This window comes from Kitasatospora sp. NPDC051170 (assembly GCF_044455705.1).
Taxonomy (GTDB): Bacteria; Actinomycetota; Actinomycetes; order Streptomycetales; family Streptomycetaceae; genus Kitasatospora.
Genome location: NZ_JBITFA010000005.1, coordinates 90,102 through 106,596, shown reverse-complemented (window position 1 = coordinate 106,596; position 16,495 = coordinate 90,102). Strand labels below are relative to the sequence as shown.

Sequence of the window (16,495 nt, the reverse complement as noted above, 5' to 3'; positions counted from 1 at the left end):
CGCGCTGACAGTCGCAGAACCCGAAGGCCCTCGCCCGGGGAACGGGCGAGGGCCTCGTGGGCACCCGTGGAAACCTCACAGGCTGCGCGCGGTGATGTCGCCGTACGAGGTGGTGGCGCGGATGTTCAGCTCGGCCTCCGGACCGGCCGCGTTGGTCAGGCTGTTGTGCACCCGCCCGTACGAGGTGCCGGCGTCCAGCGTCGCCGAGGTGCCCCGGGCCGCGGCGACCGAGATCCCGCCGTGCTCGGTGCGCAGGACCACGGCGCCCCGCACGGCCTCCGAGATCTGCAGGTCGCCCTTCTGCGTGCCGATCTCCGCGTCACCGGTGAGCCGGCCGATGGAGACGTCGCCCAGCTGCAGCTCGAGCCGCACGCTCGCGGCCTCGTCGAGCTTGACGACCGCCTGCGCGCCCTCGAAGCGGACGTCCCCGAGGCGCCCGACTCCGCGCAGCTCACCGGCCGCGACCTTCGCGTCGACCCGCGAGCCCGCCGGCAGCTGGACGGTGATCTCGACCGCTCCGCTCGGGCCCAGGATCCTGTCCTGCTCCGGGACGTCGACCCGCAGGACGCCGCCTTCGAAGAGGACCCGGGTCGCCTCCGCCGCCTTCACGTCGCGCCCCTTGGAGGCGTCCGCGGGCCGGACGTCGACCGTGGTCTCGGCCTGGTCGGCGGCGATGAAGCCGATGCGGCCGGCCGGGACCTCGACGACGGCGGTGACCGGGGCGGTGGTGTCGAACTTCTGCATGGTGTGCTCCTTCTCGATCCCCGGCGGGCCCCTGCCCTCCGGCGTTTCCAACGATGGAAAAGCTACGTTGCGTTCGAGAATCAGGCAACGAATCTATCGCCAGAAAACCCCATCACCAAAGGTCAAAGCCCTGAAATCGTTGCACCGGCTGTAAATCTAATGCAACGTCAATCAACCCCTTCGTTGCAATGGGCAAGAACTGAACGCTACCCTTCCCCCACCCGAACCACCCACGAGCGGAGCCCGCGATGCCCGGAGGCAGACTCACCCAGCAGGAACGCCGGCAGATCGCGCTGGGGCTGGCCGACGGCCTCGCCTACGCCGAGATCGCCCGGCGCCTGGACCGCCCGACCTCGACCGTCACCCGCGAGGTGATGCGCAACGGCGGCCCCACCTCCTACCGCGCCGACCTCGCCCACCTCGCCACCGAACGACGCGCCCACCGCGGCAAGTCCCCCGCCGCCGCCCGCAGAACCGCCGAGGCCCCCCGCCGGGCCGTCCACGGCCGCGACCCGGAGGCCGTGCTCGCGTACGAGGAGACGCTCACCACCGTCCTCGTGCACTCCGGCATGCCGAGGATGACGGCCCGGGTCCTCGCCCTGCTCTTCACGAGCGACGAGGGCGGCCTCACCGCCGCCGACCTCGTCCAGCGCCTCCGGGTCAGCCCGGCGACGGTCTCCAAGGCGATCGCCTTCCTGGAGGCCCAGACCCTCGTGCGCCGGGAGCGCGGCGAGGGCCGCCGCGAGCGCTACGTCGTCGACGACGACGTCTGGTACCAGTCGATGATCGACAGCGCCAAGGGCACCGCCCTCCTCGCCGAGACCGCCCGCCAGGGCGTCGGCGTGCTCGGCACCGGCACCGCGGCCGCCGTCCGCATGGAGAACGTGGCCCGCTTCCTCGACCACGTCTCCGAGAGCATCACCCGCGCCGCCGACCAGGCCCGCGCGATCCTCCACACCAAACCCGAGCGGCCCGCCGAATGACGAAGGAGCCGGCCCCGGGAAGCACCCCGGGACCGGCTCCTTCGTACGAGCGGCCTCAGCCGCCGATCTCCTTGCGGAACGCCTCCGCGACCGCCAGGAGGATCGAGTTGCCCTCGGCCTCGCCGATCGACACCCGCACGCCCTCCGGGAACGGCCGCACGATCACCCCGGCCTCGGCGCAGCGCGCCGCGAACTCCGCCGAGTGCTCGCCGAGCCCGAGCCAGACGAAGTTGGCCTGCGAGTCCGGGACCTCCCAGCCCTGGGCGCGCAGCCCGGAGACGACGCGGGCGCGCTCCTCGACCAGCGCCTCCACCCGCACCTGCAGCGCGTCCTCGGCCCGCAGCGAGGCGACGGCCGCGTCCTGGGCGAGCTGGCTGACGCCGAACGGAACGGCGGTCTTGCGCAGCGCGTTCGCCACCGGCTCGTGCGCGATGGCGAAGCCGACCCGCAGTCCCGCGAGGCCGTACGCCTTGGAGAAGGTGCGCAGCACGCAGACGTTGGGGCGCGTGCGGTACAGGTCGATGCCGTTGGGCACCTCGGGGTCGCGGATGAACTCGATGTACGCCTCGTCGACGACGACCAGGACGTCGCTCGGCACGGCGTCGATGAACCGCTCCAGCTCGGCGCGGTGGACCACGTTGCCGGTGGGGTTGTTCGGGTTGCAGACGAAGACCAGCCGCGTGTTCGGGGTGATCGCCGCGAGCATCGCGTCGAGGTCGTGGTCGCCGCTCTCGGTGATCGGGACCGGGACGGGCGTGGCGCCGGCGACCTGGGTGATGATCGGGTACGCCTCGAACGAGCGCCAGGCGAAGACGACTTCGTCGCCCGGGCCGGCGGTCGCGAGGATGAGCGACTGGGCGACGCCGACGGAGCCGGTGCCGAGGGCGATGTTCTCGACGGGCACGTCGAAGCGCTCGGCCAGGACGGCGGTCAGCTCGCTGACGCCCATGTCCGGGTAGCGGTTGAACGAACCGGCGGCCGCGATCGCCGCCTCGAGGACGCCGGGCAGCGGGTTGTTCGGGTTCTCGTTCGAGGACAGCTTGTAGGCGTCGGCGCCGGCGGGCTTGCCGGGCTTGTAGGTGGGGATGCCGTCCAGGCTCGGGCGCAGGCGCGGGCCCTGCGCCGGTGTACCACTGCTCACGGTCGTACTCCTTCGTGTTCTCTGCCGGTCCGCCCGCCCTCGCACGGTCGGGATCGCCGCCGTGTCCCCGGGATATCGGGACGCGCCCGGACCACCCCGGTCGGGTGCCCTGCACGATACCGACCGCCCTCACCCGTAGGAGTGAGATGCCCGGTCGGGTTACAGGTGCAGATCAGCCATTCTGCCCGCTTCCTTCGGCACATGTCAGAGGTAAGAGCCCTGGTTTCAGGCGGGGATCGAAGGAGCGCACCCCGGCTCACTCTTGGAGAAACGTATCTCCGCACGCTCCCGATGCGCCGGTCACAGACCCTTGTCAGGCGCCATACGATCGGTCCGCCATGACAGCAGCAGCCAACCAGAGCGGTCGGCGTCCCACCACCTCAAGGCGTCTGGAACGGGCCGGCATCCGGGATGTGGCAGCAGCCGCCGGAGTGTCGATCACCACCGTCTCCGACGCGCTGAACGGCAAGGGCCGCCTGCCCGACGAGACCCGCAGCCGGGTGCGCGAGGTCGCCGAGCGCCTCGGCTACCGCCCTTCGGCGGCCGCCCGCACCCTACGCACCGGGCGGTCCGGTCTGATCGGGCTGACCGTCACCACCTACGGCGAGGAACCGTTCACCTTCACCGAGTTCGCGTACTTCGCCGAGATGGCCAGAGCCGCCACCAGCGCCGCCCTCGGCCGCGGCTACGCGCTCGTGGTGCTGCCCGCCTCCTCCCGCCACGACGTCTGGGGCAACATCGCCCTGGACGGCACGGTCGTCATCGACCCGCCCGACCAGGACCCCCTGGTCAGCGAGCTGTACCGCTCCGGCGTGCCGGTGGTCAGCGACGGCAAGCCGGGCAACTGCCCGGTCACCGCCTGGGTCGACAACGACCACGAGGCCGCCGTGCTCGGCATCCTCGACCACCTCTCCGAGGCCGGCGCCCGCCGCATCGGCCTGCTCACCGGAACCAGTACCGACACCTACACCCGGCTCTCCACCGAGGCGTACCTCGGCTGGTGCGCCAAGGTGGGCCAGGAGCCGGTGTACGAGGCGTACCCGGCCCACGACCCGGCCGCCGGCGCCGTCGCCGCCGACCGCCTGCTCGCCCGCCCGGACCGCCCCGACGCCGTCTACGGCCTGTTCGACCCCAACGGCACCGACCTGCTCGCCGCCGCCCGCCGCTACGGCCTGCGGGTGCCGGACGACCTGCTGCTGGTCTGCTGCAGCGAGAGCGACGTGTACGCCTCCACCGAGCCGCCCATCACCACCCTCTCGCTCAAGCCGCGCCGGATCGGCACCACCGTGGTCAACCTGCTCATCGACGCCATCGAGGGCGTGGACTCGGGCACCGGCGTGGACATCGCCCGCCTCTTCCCGCCCCGGTTCCGCACCGCCGGGACCGGCCCTCCGCCGGGCACCCTGATGCCGACCGAGCTGATCGTCCGCGCGTCCTCCCAGCGCCGGAGCCCGCGCACCACCGTCAGTCCTCCCCGGCCCCCGGGCGAGGTCTAGACCATAACGAGTCGGGACAAAACGGACCTTGCGGGACGGCCCGGCTGACGCTCCGGAGGATTGGATACCCACCAGGTGACGACGCCGGGAGAGTGGTCTTCCTATGATGGGCGAATGACACCCGAGGACCGCTTCCCCGGGCCTGAACACCCCGAGTCAGGCCCCCGCCACCAGCCGGACCTCGACGTGCTGCCGTACGGCACCTACTACGAGCCGGAACCCGTACCGGGCCACCCCGGCTCCACCTACGACGCGTACGACGCCGAGACCTACAGCGGCTACGGTGGCGCCCGGTACCTCGAACAGCACTGGGCCGGCGACGGCCACGGACACACCGTCCACGCCCAGTCCCACACCGTGGCCTTCTCCCACGAGAGCCACGAGAGCCACGAAAGCCACCCGGGCCACGACGGCCAGGCGAACCACCAGAACCACCAGAACCACCACGACGCACGGGGCTACGACGACCCCCAGACCTACGAGGGCCACCAGCAGGGCCATCAGCAGGGCCACCAGCAGGGCTACGAGGCCGGCTACGAGCAGACCCTGCCCGACCAGCCCTCCCCGGCGCACCAGCTCCCCGCCGACCTCCCCGGCCGCGACGACCCGCCCACCATCGAGCTCGGCCCCCCGCTGCCCGACCCCTCCGCGCCGACCTACCCGTACCCGGCCCCCGGCCCCGGCGAGCCCCCCGGCCCGGTCTACGTCGTCGGCGACGTGCACGGCTACCTCGAGGAACTGCGCGCCGAACTCCACCACCAGGGCCTGATCGACGCCGAGGGCCACTGGTCCGCCGGCCGCGCCCGCATCTGGTTCCTCGGCGACTTCACCGACCGCGGCCCGGACGGCATCGGCGTCATCGACCTCGTCATGCAGCTCGCCGCCGAGGCCGCCGCCGCCGGGGGCTACTGCCGCGCCCTGATGGGCAATCACGAACTGCTCTTCCTCGGCGCCGCCCGCTACGGCGACGAGCCCGTGCAGTCCACCGCCGGCACCGCCTCCTTCCTCGCCGCCTGGCGGCTCAACGGCGGCCAGCAGAACGACCTGGACCGCCTGGAGGCGCACCACGTCAGCTGGCTCTCCCGGCTGCCCGCCGTCGCGCTGGAGGACGGCCACCTGCTGCTGCACTCCGACACCACCGCGTACCTGGAGTACGGCGAGTCCATCCCCGACGTCAACGACGCCGTGCACAGCCTGCTCGCGGACGGCAGCGTGGACGAGTGGTGGGACTGCTTCCGCCGCTTCACCAAGCGCTTCGCCTTCCGCGGCGAGACCGGGTCGATGGCCGTCCACGAACTGCTCGACACCTACGGCGGCACCCGCATCGTGCACGGGCACAGCCCCATCCCGTACCTCACCGGAGCCGTGCACGCCGACGACGGGCAGCCGCCGCACATCCCCGGGCCGTACGTGTACGCCGACGACCTGGCCGTGGCCATGGATGGCGGCGTCACCATGGAAGGGCGCCTCCTCGTGGCCCGACTCCCCATCAACTGAGCGGACCGTACGAACAGTTGTTCCCGGCGCTCGGGCCGCCGCACGCGCGCGGCCCGGGGCGCGAAATTCCGGAAACCGACTGTCAAGTCGGCGGGGCACGCCCCTAACATGAGGCACGTCACACCCGGCCGCCCGTCCGGTGGCCCGCCTCCGTGCCCGTCCCGGCCTCCCCGAGGGCCCCGCCCCTCGCCGAACCGGCCCGGGTCTGCCCGAACGGGGTCCCCATGTCCAACCCCCCGCCCCTGCTCGCCGAGGACCGTCCCGAGTACGAACGCCTGCTCGGCGAAGCCCTGCGCGACAGCACCGTCCTCGCCGCCCTGCGCGCGCCCGGCGCACTCACCGCCGCCGAACTGCGCGTGCACGCGCTCCGCGACGCCGACCGCATAGCCGCGGCCGCCGCCGAGGAGTACGAGCGCTACACCGCGCTGCGCGACAGCCTGCGCAACACCCCGCCGCCACCCGCCGGCACCGAACCCACCGCGCCCGCGCTGCTCGCGCAGCTGCGCTCCTCGGGTGGCGGCGCCGGGCTGTTCCCGGTGCTCACCGTCCTCACGCCGATCCTCGCCTGGACGGCGGCCGTCGCCCTGCTGCTGCTCGGCTACCTGGTCCGGGCCGCCGACCCCTCGGTCGCCCTCGCCGGCCCGCTGATCACCGCGGGCTGGACGGCCCTGGCCGCCGGGGTCGCGGCGATGGCGGTCGGCATCATCGGGATCGTCCTCACCGCACTGCGCGACGGTTCCGCGGCCACCCCGGTCGGCACCGACCGGCAGCAGGCCGCCGAACTCGCCCGCGCCCGGCGCGAATGGCGCACGGCCCTGCGCGAACGCGGACTGCTGCCCTACCTCCACTCCGCCCTGCCCGCCGTCCCCGGCGGCCCCCCGCACTTCAGCAGCCCCGGCTTCAGCTCCCCCTCGTACAGCAGCCCGGACTTCACCGGCCCCGACGACCCCGGCCTCGGCAAGTCCGGCCCGACCGGCTACACCCCGCCGGCCTTCACCGGCCCCGACGAGGTCGGCTGACCGGGCCACCGCCCGTCCCGCGCTCCGTCTCCCGCTCCGTCTCCCGCTCCGTCTCCCGATCCGTCTCCCGATCCGGCCCCCGACCCCGGCCCACGCCGGGGGCGCCACACCCCGACGCCAAGATCCGCCCCGAGATCGGGTTGAATGTGTCGCAGTCGTGGGGGCCAACGGAGGTTGTGTCCCGACCTTCCAACGGAGACCACATGACGCACGCAGCCGGACGCCCGGCCACCACGGAGAGACCGCTGTCACCCCTCGCGAAGCCCGCGGTGCGGCTGGCCCTGCTGGTCGGCATCGGGATCGTCGCCCTCGGCGTCCGGGCGGCGATGCGGCACTGGCAGTCGCTGGACTTCCAGCTGTTCCTGTCCCAGTGGTACAAGTCCCTGGACCAGGGCGGATTCCACGCCCTCAAGGACCCCGGCTTCGCGGACTACAACGTCCCGTACCTCTATCTGCTGGCGGCGCTGACCAAGCTGCCCGTCTCGGCGCTCACCGGGATGAAGGCCATATCCATAGCCTTCGACCTGCTCATGGGCTTCTTCGTCCTCCGGATCGTGGCCCTGCGCTTCCCCCGCCGGGACGCCTGGCAGCCGTTCGCGGCCACCCTGCTCGTCCTGCTGCTGCCCACCGTCGTCTCCAACAGCGGCTGGTGGTCGCAGGCCGACTCGATCTACACCTCGTTCGTCGTCGGCGCCGTCTACTTCGTGCTGACCCGCCGCCCCTGGTGGGCCTGCTCGATGATCGGCTTCGCGCTCGCCTTCAAGCTCCAGACGGTGTTCGTCTTCCCGTTCCTGCTGGTCATGCTGCTCACCCGCCGACTGCTGTGGCGCAGCCTCCTGGCCATCCCCGCGGTCTACCTGGCGCTGGACATCCCCGCGTTCATGATCGGCGCCGACCCGGTCAAGCTGCTGACCGTCTACACCCGCCAGGCCGACTCGTACCAGCAGCTGACCCTCAACGCGCCGTCGGTGTACCAGTTCATCAGGACGCCGCTCGACCCGCACCACGCCGAGAGCATCCGCAGCGCCGGCATCCTGGCCACCGGGGCCGTGGTGGGCGTCCTGATCGCGCTGGCCGTGCTCTCCCGCACCGGCCGCCTGGCCCTGCGCAGCGGTGCGGCCCGCCCGACCCTCACCCAGAACCAGGTCGTGCTGACCGCTCTGGCGTCGGCGATCACGCTGCCGTTCCTGCTGCCGTCCATGCACGACCGCTACTTCTACATCGCGGACGTGCTCAGCGTCGTGGCCGCCTTCTACGTGCCGCGCCGGCTCTGGTTCGTCCCGGTCCTGGTCCAGGTCTCGTCGTTCTCGGCCTACCTCACGTTCCTGCGGATCAAGAACGTCCAGACGATGTGGGACTACCAGTGGTCGCCCTTCGAGTGGAAGCTGCTCTCCGCCTCCATGGGCTTCGCCGCCCTCTCCGTCCTCGTGGTGACCGTCCTCGAGTACCGCCGTCGCCCGGCCGACCCCACCCCCGCCGCCGTGCCCGACGCCCGGCCCCAGCAGGACTCCCAGCTCGTCGCTCCCTGAGCTCGCCCGAGCCCACCTGCTCTAGCCTGACCCCGCCTGACACCGAGGGCGGCCGAACCGGGAACTCCCGGTACGGCCGCCCTCGCCTTTATGTTTTTGGACAAGGCCTCCCACTCTCTTTCCCCGCCTCAGCGCCACTTCCCTATGGATTTCGGCCACCACATCAGCGGGCCCATTCCTTCCCGTGAATTGGATGGCGGACGAACCTCTTGCATTGGATCGGACAGAACCTAATGAACGGCGACAACCGTTCCTTGAGCTGCGCTTTGTCGCTCGTTATAAAACGGTAATAAAGTTTGTGTTGGTAGGCCGACAAGCCTCCTGTAAAAATCTTCGCATCGCAGCCGCCGGGCCCGCACCCAAAGTGCCGGGCCGACCTCGGTGTATGTCTGCCATTGATTTCCAGGGGGAAATCACTCATGTTCACGAACCCGTCCACTCGTCGTTCCCGTGTGCTCGCCGCCGCGACTGTGGTGGCCGCCATCGGCGCCGCCACCCTCACCCCGGCGGTCGCCTTCGCCAGCACGACCGCGAGCGGCACCGCGCCGCTGGTGGCCTCCCTGACGCAGAACGCAGGACAGGCCACGCTGACCCGTACGGGCAGCGGCGCGGACCTGACGCTGACCGTCACCAACAACTCCGACACCGCTCAGCCCTTCCACCCGGCGGTGAAGGTCACGCCGGTGGGTGGCGCCAACCCGGTGGTGCCGAGCTGGGTCGACTTCAACGCGAAGGCGATCTCCGCCCCGAGCACCGACGTCATCCCCTCCTGGGACGCCAACAACGCCTTCACCGGCACCGTCGTGCCGACCTCCACCTACTCCACCTTCAAGGTGCCGGCCCACACCACCTACACCTGGGCCGTCTCCGCCAAGGTGAAGGCCGCCCTCCCGGCCGCCGACACCGCTGTGAAGATCGAGCTGGCCAACGACCAGAACGACAGCGCCAACAGCGCGCCGGGGACCCTTCAGGTCGCCTCCCCCACCGGCGCCCTGTTCCAGAACTTCTCGAACCTCTGGGGCACCGTCTCCGCCTCGACCCCGTACACGACCGACGTCACCGTGACCAACAACGGTGCGCCGATCAACGCGGCGATCAACCCCACCCTGCACTGGGGCAACGGCGCCGTCACCGCCCCGGTCAGCCTGAAGCTGGACGTCCTCCAGGGCGGCAGCTGGACCCCCGTCGCGGGCACCAACAGCACCTGGGCGCTGCCCGGCCTCACCGGCCTCGGCCAGGGCCAGAGCCAGACCTACAAGGTCCGCCTCTCCCTCGGCACCGGCGGTGCCTCGATCTTCGCCGCCGGCACCCTGAGCCTGCTCCCGAGCACCGGCCAGTTCCCCGTCGACACCGACATCACCGCCTCCGTCGCCGTCAACGCCCTCGGATAACACCAGCCCCACCCCGGCGCCCCGGACAGCCACGGCTGCCCGGGGCGCCGGCCGCTCCGAGCGGTGGCCGAAGACGACGGAGCGCCGCCCCGATCGACTCGGGACGGCGCTCCGGAACGAGGCGCGTGAGGTCAGTCCACCTCGGCCAGGACCTTCAAGGACGGCGGCTCGGCGAGCAGTTCGCCCGAGAGCTCGAGCGACCGCGCCAGGTGAGGGCTCGCCAGATGAGCATCGAGCGCCTCCCGGTCGGCCCACTCCTCCACGACCACCCAGGCCCGCGGATCCTCCGGGTCCACGTAGTTGCGGTAGGAGAGGCAGCCCGGCTCGGCCAGACTGGCCTCGGCCATCGACCGCGCCTGCGCCCGCATCCGGTCCTCCATCCCGGGCTTGGCCTTCAACACCGCGATCACGCTTATGGTCCTGGACAAGGTCTTCCGCTCACTTCCCGTGCTCCGACGCTGCGCTCGATCGTCAGTCAACCAGCGGTAGTTGGACCTTGTTCCCGGTCGGCCTTCAGAACCCCGTCGGCCGGCGCGGCGTGTACCCGCTCTCCAGGGCCTCGATCTCCGCCTCGTCGAGTCGCACGGCCAGGGCGGCCACCGCGTCGTCGAGGTGAGCCGGGCTGGTCGCTCCGATGACGGGTGCAGCGACGGTCGGGTTGCCGAGGACCCAGGCGAGGGAGACCTGAGCCATCGGGACCTCGCGCCGCGCCGCGATCCGCTGCACCGCATCGACGATCGGACGGTCGACGTCACCGAAGAACCGCCGGCCGACGGGATCGCTCGCCGAGCGGCTGGTCACCTGTCCGTAGGGCCGGGCCAGGCGCCCCGAGGCGAGCGGGCACCAGGGCAGGCTGGAGACCCCCTGATCCGCGAGCAGGGGGAACATCTCCCGCTCGTCCTCGCGCTGCACGAGGCTGTACTGGTTCTGCATCGACACGAACCTCGTCCGACCGTGCTGCGCGGCGGTGTGCTGCATCGTGGCGAACTGCCACGCCCACATGGACGAGGCGCCGATGTACCGGACCTTCCCGGCCGCCACCACCTGGTGGAGGGCTTCCATCGTCTCGTCGACCGGAGTTCCGGGGTCGAACCGGTGGATCTGGTAGAGGTCGATGTAGTCCGTGCCGAGGCGTGCGAGCGAGGCGTCGACCTGGTCGACGATCGCCCTGCGGGACAGCCCGGAGCCCCCGGGGCCGCCGTGCATCGGAAGCCCCACCTTGGTGGCGATGACGACGTCCTCCCGACGGGAGTACCTCCGCACCGCACGGCCGACGATCTCTTCCGACGTACCCCCGCCGTAGACGTTGGCGGTGTCCCACAGGGTGATGCCCAGTTCGACGGCCCGGCGGAACACCGGTGCCGCGGACTGCTCGTCCAAGGCCCAGGGGTGGACCTCCTGCCCCGGGCCCCCGAATCCCATGCAACCGAGCGCGATCCGGCTGACCTGCAGCTCGGTGCCTCCGAGCGGAACGTACTCCATCGTCGCCGTCCTCATGCCGGGTAGGGAGCGGCCTCGCGCGCCGACCGGAGCGCGCCCGCCCACCAGGCCAGCTGATCGAGCAGGGTCTTGGCGTACCCGGGTGCCTCGGAGTCGAGCGGGCGGCCGTCCTGCCAGGCCGTGAAGTAGTTCGGGAAGGCCAGACCGTCGCGAATCGTCACGGCGTGCAGCTCGGTCAGCACGTTCTCCAGATGCAGCACCGCGTGCCGGCCGCCCGCCGCGCCCCCGTAGCTGACGAAGGCCACGGGCTTGGCCGTCCACTGGGTGAAGTGCCAGTCGATGGCGGCCTTCAGCGAGGCGGGGTAGCTGTGGTTGTACTCCGGCGTGATCACGACGAACGCGTCGGCGGCCTCCAGCGCCGAGGTCAGCGGCGCCATACCGGCCGGACGGGGGTAGTCGTCGCCGGCGTACTTCGGCGACGCCGCGGGGAGCGCCAACGGGATGTCGATCTCGGCCAGATCCACGGTGTCGACCTCGAATCCGCCGTGGGTGCGGGCCTGTTCGCCGACCCACGAGGCCACCACCGGGCCGAACCGTCCCTCACGGACGCTTCCGACGATGATCAACAGCTTGGGGTTCTTCTTCTCCATGCCCACCACGATCGGGCCGGCCCGCAGCCTTAACCAGACCGGGCTCAGACCAGCCCCCGCAGGGCCACCCTGAGCACTCCGCGGCCGGCGGGCGGCCCCCTATGCTCGCAGCATGGGTACGCCGTTGGGGGACTTCATCCGGGCCAAGCGCGACAGCATCCAGCCGGAGTCGCTGGGACTGCCCGACCGCGGCCGTCGTCGTTCACCGGGTCTGCGACGCTCGGATCTCGCCGTGCGGGCCGGCATCAGCGTGGAATACCTGACCCGCATCGAGCAGGGCCGTGACCGCAATCCCTCCGTACCGATCGTGAACGCGCTCGCCGACGCACTCAGCCTCGACCCCGCGGAGCGAAACCACCTGCGCTACCTCGCCAAGATCACCGGCGGTGAGTGCGCCGCCCACACCCGGCCCGCGCCACCGCCCCGCGGCGTCCGGCCGACCGTCCTCGAAACGCTTCGCCTCCTCGAACCGGGAATCGCCGTGGTGACCAACCGGCTGGGCGACGTTCTCGCTCGCACCAGCGGCTACGAACTGGTGCTGGGCGCAAGCGGGTTCCTCGAGGCGGACGCCCCCAACCTCACCCGCTACGTCTTCACCGACCCCGGAGCCCGGACGTTCTTCGCCGACTGGGACGACGTTGCGGACGAACACGCCTTCGACCTCTGGCTCGGCCCGTCCATCGAGAACTCCGAGTGGCTCACCACCGAACTCGCGCCCGTCGCCGGGCCCGAGTTCACCGAACGCCTGAACCGTCACGCGGTTCCACGACGCGGCGTGCTCCGGCTCAACCACCCCTCCGGACAAGAACTCCGGCTCCTGCGCGAGACGCTCGAACTCTCCTCCGACGCCCAACAGCTGGTCGTCTTCCTCCCGGCGGACGAGGAGACGGCCCACGCCGTCGACCAACTCCGCCACCCGTCCCCCGGCCGGCTCCGGGCCATCTCGTAACACGCTCCGGCCACCGTCCGAAGGCAGTCGACGGGGTTGGGGGATCACCGGATCCCCCAACCCCGTCACACAGGCCAACTGTCAGTCAACCAGCGGCAGGTAGACCTTGTTCCCCTGGGCGGCGAACTCGGCGGACTTCTCGGCCATGCCCGCGAGGGCCTCGGCGTCGAAGTCGGTGTTCACGGCGGTGGAGCCGACGCCGTGTTCGTCGCGGATCTTCTGGGAGATCTTCATCGAGCAGAACTTCGGGCCGCACATGGAACAGAAGTGCGCGGTCTTGGCGGGTTCGGCGGGGAGGGTCTCGTCGTGGAAGTCGCGGGCGGTCTCCGGGTCGAGGGCCAGGTTGAACTGGTCCTCCCAGCGGAACTCGAAGCGGGCGTCGGAGAGGGCGTCGTCCCATGCCTGGGCGCCGGGGTGGCCCTTGGCGAGGTCGGCGGCGTGGGCGGCGATCTTGTAGGTGATCACGCCGGTCTTGACGTCGTCGCGGTTGGGCAGGCCCAGGTGCTCCTTGGGCGTGACGTAGCAGAGCATCGCGGTGCCCCACCAGGCGATCATGGCCGCGCCGATGCCCGAGGTGATGTGGTCGTAGCCGGGGGCGACGTCGGTGGCGAGGGGGCCGAGGGTGTAGAACGGCGCCTCGTCGCAGATCTCCTTCTGGAGGTCGATGTTCTCCTTGATCTTGTGCATCGGGACGTGGCCCGGGCCCTCGATCATGACCTGGACGTCGCGCTCGCGGGCGATGCGGCCGAGCTCGCCGAGGGTGGTCAGCTCGGCGAACTGGGCCTCGTCGTTGGCGTCGGCGATGGAGCCGGGGCGCAGCCCGTCACCGAGGGAGAAGGTGACGTCGTAGGTGGCCAGGATGTCGCAGAGTTCCTCGAAGTTGGTGTAGAGGAAGTTCTCCTGGTGGTGCGCCAGGCACCAGGCCGCCATGATGGAGCCGCCGCGCGAGACGATGCCGGTCTTGCGGCGCGCGGTGAGCGGGACGTAGCGCAGCAGCACGCCGGCGTGGACGGTCATGTAGTCGACGCCCTGCTCGCACTGCTCGATGACGGTGTCCCGGTACACCTCCCAGCTGAGCTCCTCGGCCTTGCCGTCGACCTTCTCCAGGGCCTGGTAGAGCGGCACGGTGCCGATCGGCACGGGGGAGTTGCGCAGGATCCACTCGCGGGTGGTGTGGATGTTGCGGCCGGTGGAGAGGTCCATGACGGTGTCGGCGCCCCAGCGGGTGGCCCAGGTCATCTTCTCCACCTCCTCCTCGATCGAGGAGGTGACGGCGGAGTTGCCGATGTTGGCGTTGATCTTCACCAGGAAGTTGGTGCCGATGATCGCCGGCTCGACCTCCGGGTGGTTCACGTTGACCGGGATGACGGCCCGGCCGCGGGCCACCTCGGCGCGCACGTACTCGGGCTCCAGGCCCTCGCGCAGGGCGACGAACTCCATCTCCGGAGTCACCACGCCCCGCCTGGCGTAGGCGAGTTGGGTGACGGCCGCGCCGTCGCGGCCGCGCAGCGGGCGGCGCGGGCGGCCGGGGAAGACGGCGTCGAGGTTGCGCAGGTCGCCGCCGCGCGGGGAGGTGTGCTTGATGCCGTCGTCCTCGGGACGCGCCTCGCGGCCGTCGTACTCCTCGACGTCGCCGCGCTGGCGGATCCAGGAGTCGCGCAGCGGCGGCAGGCCCCGCCGCACGTCGGGCTCGTAGGACGGGTCGGTGTACGGGCCGGAGGTGTCGTACAGCGGGACGGTCCGGCCGTTGGTGAGGACGACCTCGCGGTACGGGACGCGCAGGTCGGGGCGGGACCCTTCGCGGTGGGCCTTGCGCCAGGCCGGGGTGGGGTAGCCGCTGCGGGCGCTGTCGGGGGCGGTGGCGGGGGTGCCCTGGGCAGACTGCGGCTGTGCTTCGAACGTGGTCATCTGACCTCATACTCCCTACGCCGGCATTACCCGGTCAGGTTCCTGCGGTCGACGCAGCCGTCGGTCCGTCCGTCGACGTCCCGGTCAGCGCCCTCTCAGCCCGGTGCTCCGAGCTCCCGCGTCGCAGGCGGTGTTGCCTGCACATGACGCCCAACACCGTAGCGATCCGATCCCCGCAGGTCCAGACGGCGTCACCGACGGACACGGGGCCGAAAACACCCGGGGCCCGGCTCCCCGGGGTGCGGGGGCCGGGCCTCAGCGGCTCGGGCGTCGGGGCCGACGGCTCAGCTCCTGGCGGCCTTCTTCACCAGGATCACCACGGCGGCGGCGATGCCGACGACCACCAGCAGCTTGATGATGATGCTCAGTACGGCGCCGACGAAGCCGATGATGTTCCAGGCCAGCACCAGGACCAGCACCGGGATGACGATGTTGCGCACCCAGGAGGGCAGCGACTTCCAGAGCTCAGCCATGTCGGTTCCTCTTCTCCCCTCGGGCCGGCTGCCGTCCGGTGCCGCATCCCGCTCGCTTTCGGTACTTCGATCGTACGGTGACCCCTGCGCCGGAACGAGGCCCAACGGCCCGGAGAGAACCCCGAGATCACCCCGACCCCGACCCCCGGGGTCGCCCCCGAGAACCGCCCGCCCGAAGCCCGGAACAGGCCCCGGCCACGGCTCCGCGCAGGTCAGACCGGCCAGCGCTCCCCGCGCCAGGCCGCGTCCCAGAACATCCACTCGTAGCGCGAGGTCGTCGTGAAGTGCTCGACCACCCTGCGGCGTTCGGCCGGGGAGATCTCCTCGCCGAGCCGGTCGGTGAGCGCGAGCACCCGCCGCACCACGGACTGGAACGCCTCGTCCCCGTACGTGGAGATCCACTTGGCGTACAGCGGGTCGGGGGAGCCCTGGGCGAGCAGCGCCTCGCCGACGCGGGCGTAGATCCAGTAGCAGGGCAGCACCGCGCCGACCGCCTCGGCGAAGGAGCCGCCGTACACGGTGGCCAGCAGGTAGCTGGTGTAGGCCCGGGTGGTGGGCAGCACCGGCTCGGCGGCGGCCTGTTCGGCGCTGCCGCCGAAGGCGGTGAGGAACTCGGCGTGCATGCCCTGCTCGGCGGCGAGCGCGCCGATCGCGTCGTCCGCGAACGCCCGGACCTCCTCCTCGCCGGGCGCCTTGGCGGCGCAGACGGCGAGGGCGCGGGCGTAGTCGCGCAGGTAGTGCGAGTCCTGGACGACGAAGTGGCGGAACGCCTCCCGGGGGAGGGTGCCGTCGGTGAGGCCGCCGAGGAAGGGGTGGGCGAGGATCTCGGCGTAGATCGGCTCGATCGACGCCCAGAGCTCCTCGGTGAGACTGAGGTTGAGGCCGGGGCTGAGGCTGGGGCTGCTGCCGGTGCTGCGGGTCATGCCGGCAACCCTAGGAGGTCAGTCCTCGGGAGGCGAGAAGACCACCAGCACCCGCAGTTCCTCGGTGATGTGGTGGAAGCGGTGCGGGGTGCCGGCGGGCACGTACACGACGGTGCCGCGCCCGACCGTCGCGGTCTCGGCGCCCACGGTCAGCTCGGCCCGGCCGCTGATCACCTGGTAGATCTCGTCCTGGTCGTGCGCGGTCTGGGTGTCGGTCGCGCCGGGGGCGAGGGCGTACAGCCCGGCGGACATCCGCGGCTCGCGCAGGAAGCGCAGGTACGCGCCGTCGTTGGCCGCCCGTTCGTCGTCCAACTCGTCCAGCCGGAACAGCTTCACCGTCGTACCCCTCCGT

Annotated in this window: 16 protein-coding genes and 1 riboswitch; of the genes, 7 read left to right on the top strand and 9 right to left on the bottom strand. The window is 71.3% G+C overall.

Annotation, left to right across the window (positions count from 1 at the left end; all coding sequences use genetic code 11):
* Positions 1-75: 75 nt before the first annotated feature.
* Positions 76-744 carry a DUF4097 family beta strand repeat-containing protein gene (locus tag ACIBCA_RS13565; protein ID WP_396283027.1) on the bottom strand — a complete coding sequence of 223 codons (669 nt, stop codon included), beginning with the start codon at positions 742-744 and terminating at the stop codon, positions 76-78.
* A 248-nt stretch (positions 745-992) separates the two neighbouring features.
* Between ACIBCA_RS13565 and ACIBCA_RS13560 the strand changes: the two genes are divergently transcribed.
* Positions 993-1,727 carry a helix-turn-helix domain-containing protein gene (locus ACIBCA_RS13560; protein ID WP_396283026.1) on the top strand — a complete coding sequence of 245 codons (735 nt, stop codon included), beginning with the start codon at positions 993-995 and terminating at the stop codon, positions 1,725-1,727.
* 55 nt (positions 1,728-1,782) lie between these two features.
* On the opposite strand, the gene hisC is transcribed toward ACIBCA_RS13560, so the two are convergent.
* Complete coding sequence (hisC, locus tag ACIBCA_RS13555; protein WP_396283025.1) at positions 1,783-2,868, bottom strand: histidinol-phosphate transaminase; 1,086 nt, start codon at positions 2,866-2,868, stop codon at positions 1,783-1,785.
* A gap of 338 nt (positions 2,869-3,206) precedes the next feature.
* Here hisC and ACIBCA_RS13550 point away from each other — a divergent pair, with 338 nt between their 5' ends.
* The 5 genes from ACIBCA_RS13550 (at position 3,207) to ACIBCA_RS13530 (ending at position 9,800) form a co-directional block, all read left to right on the top strand.
* A complete protein-coding gene (locus tag ACIBCA_RS13550; protein ID WP_380439668.1) occupies positions 3,207-4,364 on the top strand; it encodes a LacI family DNA-binding transcriptional regulator in 1,158 nt (385 codons plus the stop codon).
* Positions 4,365-4,478: 114 nt separating this feature from the next.
* Positions 4,479-5,861, top strand: a complete 1,383-nt coding sequence (locus ACIBCA_RS13545) for a serine/threonine protein phosphatase (RefSeq protein ID WP_396283024.1) — start codon at positions 4,479-4,481, stop codon at positions 5,859-5,861.
* 224 nt (positions 5,862-6,085) lie between these two features.
* Positions 6,086-6,880 carry a hypothetical protein gene (locus tag ACIBCA_RS13540; RefSeq protein WP_396283023.1) on the top strand — a complete coding sequence of 265 codons (795 nt, stop codon included), beginning with the start codon at positions 6,086-6,088 and terminating at the stop codon, positions 6,878-6,880.
* A 203-nt stretch (positions 6,881-7,083) separates the two neighbouring features.
* Positions 7,084-8,409, top strand: coding sequence for a hypothetical protein (locus ACIBCA_RS13535; RefSeq protein ID WP_396283022.1), 1,326 nt, complete (start codon positions 7,084-7,086; stop codon positions 8,407-8,409).
* Between the two features lie 419 nt (positions 8,410-8,828).
* Entirely contained in the window at positions 8,829-9,800 is a 972-nt protein-coding gene (locus ACIBCA_RS13530; protein WP_396283021.1) for a hypothetical protein, read from the top strand.
* A 131-nt stretch (positions 9,801-9,931) separates the two neighbouring features.
* Here ACIBCA_RS13530 and ACIBCA_RS13525 read toward each other — a convergent pair whose 3' ends face one another.
* The 3 genes from ACIBCA_RS13525 to ACIBCA_RS13515 form a co-directional block, all read right to left on the bottom strand.
* Positions 9,932-10,210 (bottom strand): putative quinol monooxygenase, encoded by a 279-nt coding sequence (locus ACIBCA_RS13525; protein WP_396283020.1) that lies wholly within the window; start codon positions 10,208-10,210, stop codon positions 9,932-9,934.
* 103 nt (positions 10,211-10,313) lie between these two features.
* Positions 10,314-11,282 (bottom strand): aldo/keto reductase, encoded by a 969-nt coding sequence (locus ACIBCA_RS13520; protein WP_396283019.1) that lies wholly within the window; start codon positions 11,280-11,282, stop codon positions 10,314-10,316.
* Between the two features lie 11 nt (positions 11,283-11,293).
* Positions 11,294-11,890: an NADPH-dependent FMN reductase gene (locus tag ACIBCA_RS13515; RefSeq protein WP_396283018.1), complete on the bottom strand. Its 597-nt coding sequence runs from the start codon at positions 11,888-11,890 to the stop codon at positions 11,294-11,296.
* A gap of 112 nt (positions 11,891-12,002) precedes the next feature.
* Here ACIBCA_RS13515 and ACIBCA_RS13510 point away from each other — a divergent pair, with 112 nt between their 5' ends.
* Positions 12,003-12,839 (top strand): helix-turn-helix domain-containing protein, encoded by an 837-nt coding sequence (locus ACIBCA_RS13510; RefSeq protein ID WP_396283017.1) that lies wholly within the window; start codon positions 12,003-12,005, stop codon positions 12,837-12,839.
* An 81-nt stretch (positions 12,840-12,920) separates the two neighbouring features.
* On the opposite strand, the gene thiC is transcribed toward ACIBCA_RS13510, so the two are convergent.
* The 4 genes from thiC to ACIBCA_RS13490 form a co-directional block, all read right to left on the bottom strand.
* On the bottom strand, positions 12,921-14,747 hold the full coding sequence (gene thiC / locus ACIBCA_RS13505) for a phosphomethylpyrimidine synthase ThiC (protein ID WP_396283016.1): 1,827 nt from the start codon (positions 14,745-14,747) through the stop codon (positions 12,921-12,923).
* Positions 14,743-14,877, bottom strand: a riboswitch (TPP riboswitch). It overlaps the preceding gene by 5 nt.
* Positions 14,878-15,031: 154 nt before the next feature.
* Complete coding sequence (locus ACIBCA_RS13500; protein ID WP_396283015.1) at positions 15,032-15,220, bottom strand: DUF5326 family protein; 189 nt, start codon at positions 15,218-15,220, stop codon at positions 15,032-15,034.
* Between the two features lie 212 nt (positions 15,221-15,432).
* The gene (gene tenA / locus ACIBCA_RS13495; RefSeq protein WP_396283014.1) at positions 15,433-16,143 is read right to left on the bottom strand and encodes a thiaminase II; all 711 of its coding nucleotides are present in this window, start codon (positions 16,141-16,143) and stop codon (positions 15,433-15,435) included.
* Between the two features lie 18 nt (positions 16,144-16,161).
* On the bottom strand, positions 16,162-16,479 hold the full coding sequence (locus ACIBCA_RS13490; protein ID WP_396283013.1) for a cupin domain-containing protein: 318 nt from the start codon (positions 16,477-16,479) through the stop codon (positions 16,162-16,164).
* Positions 16,480-16,495 lie beyond the last annotated feature (16 nt).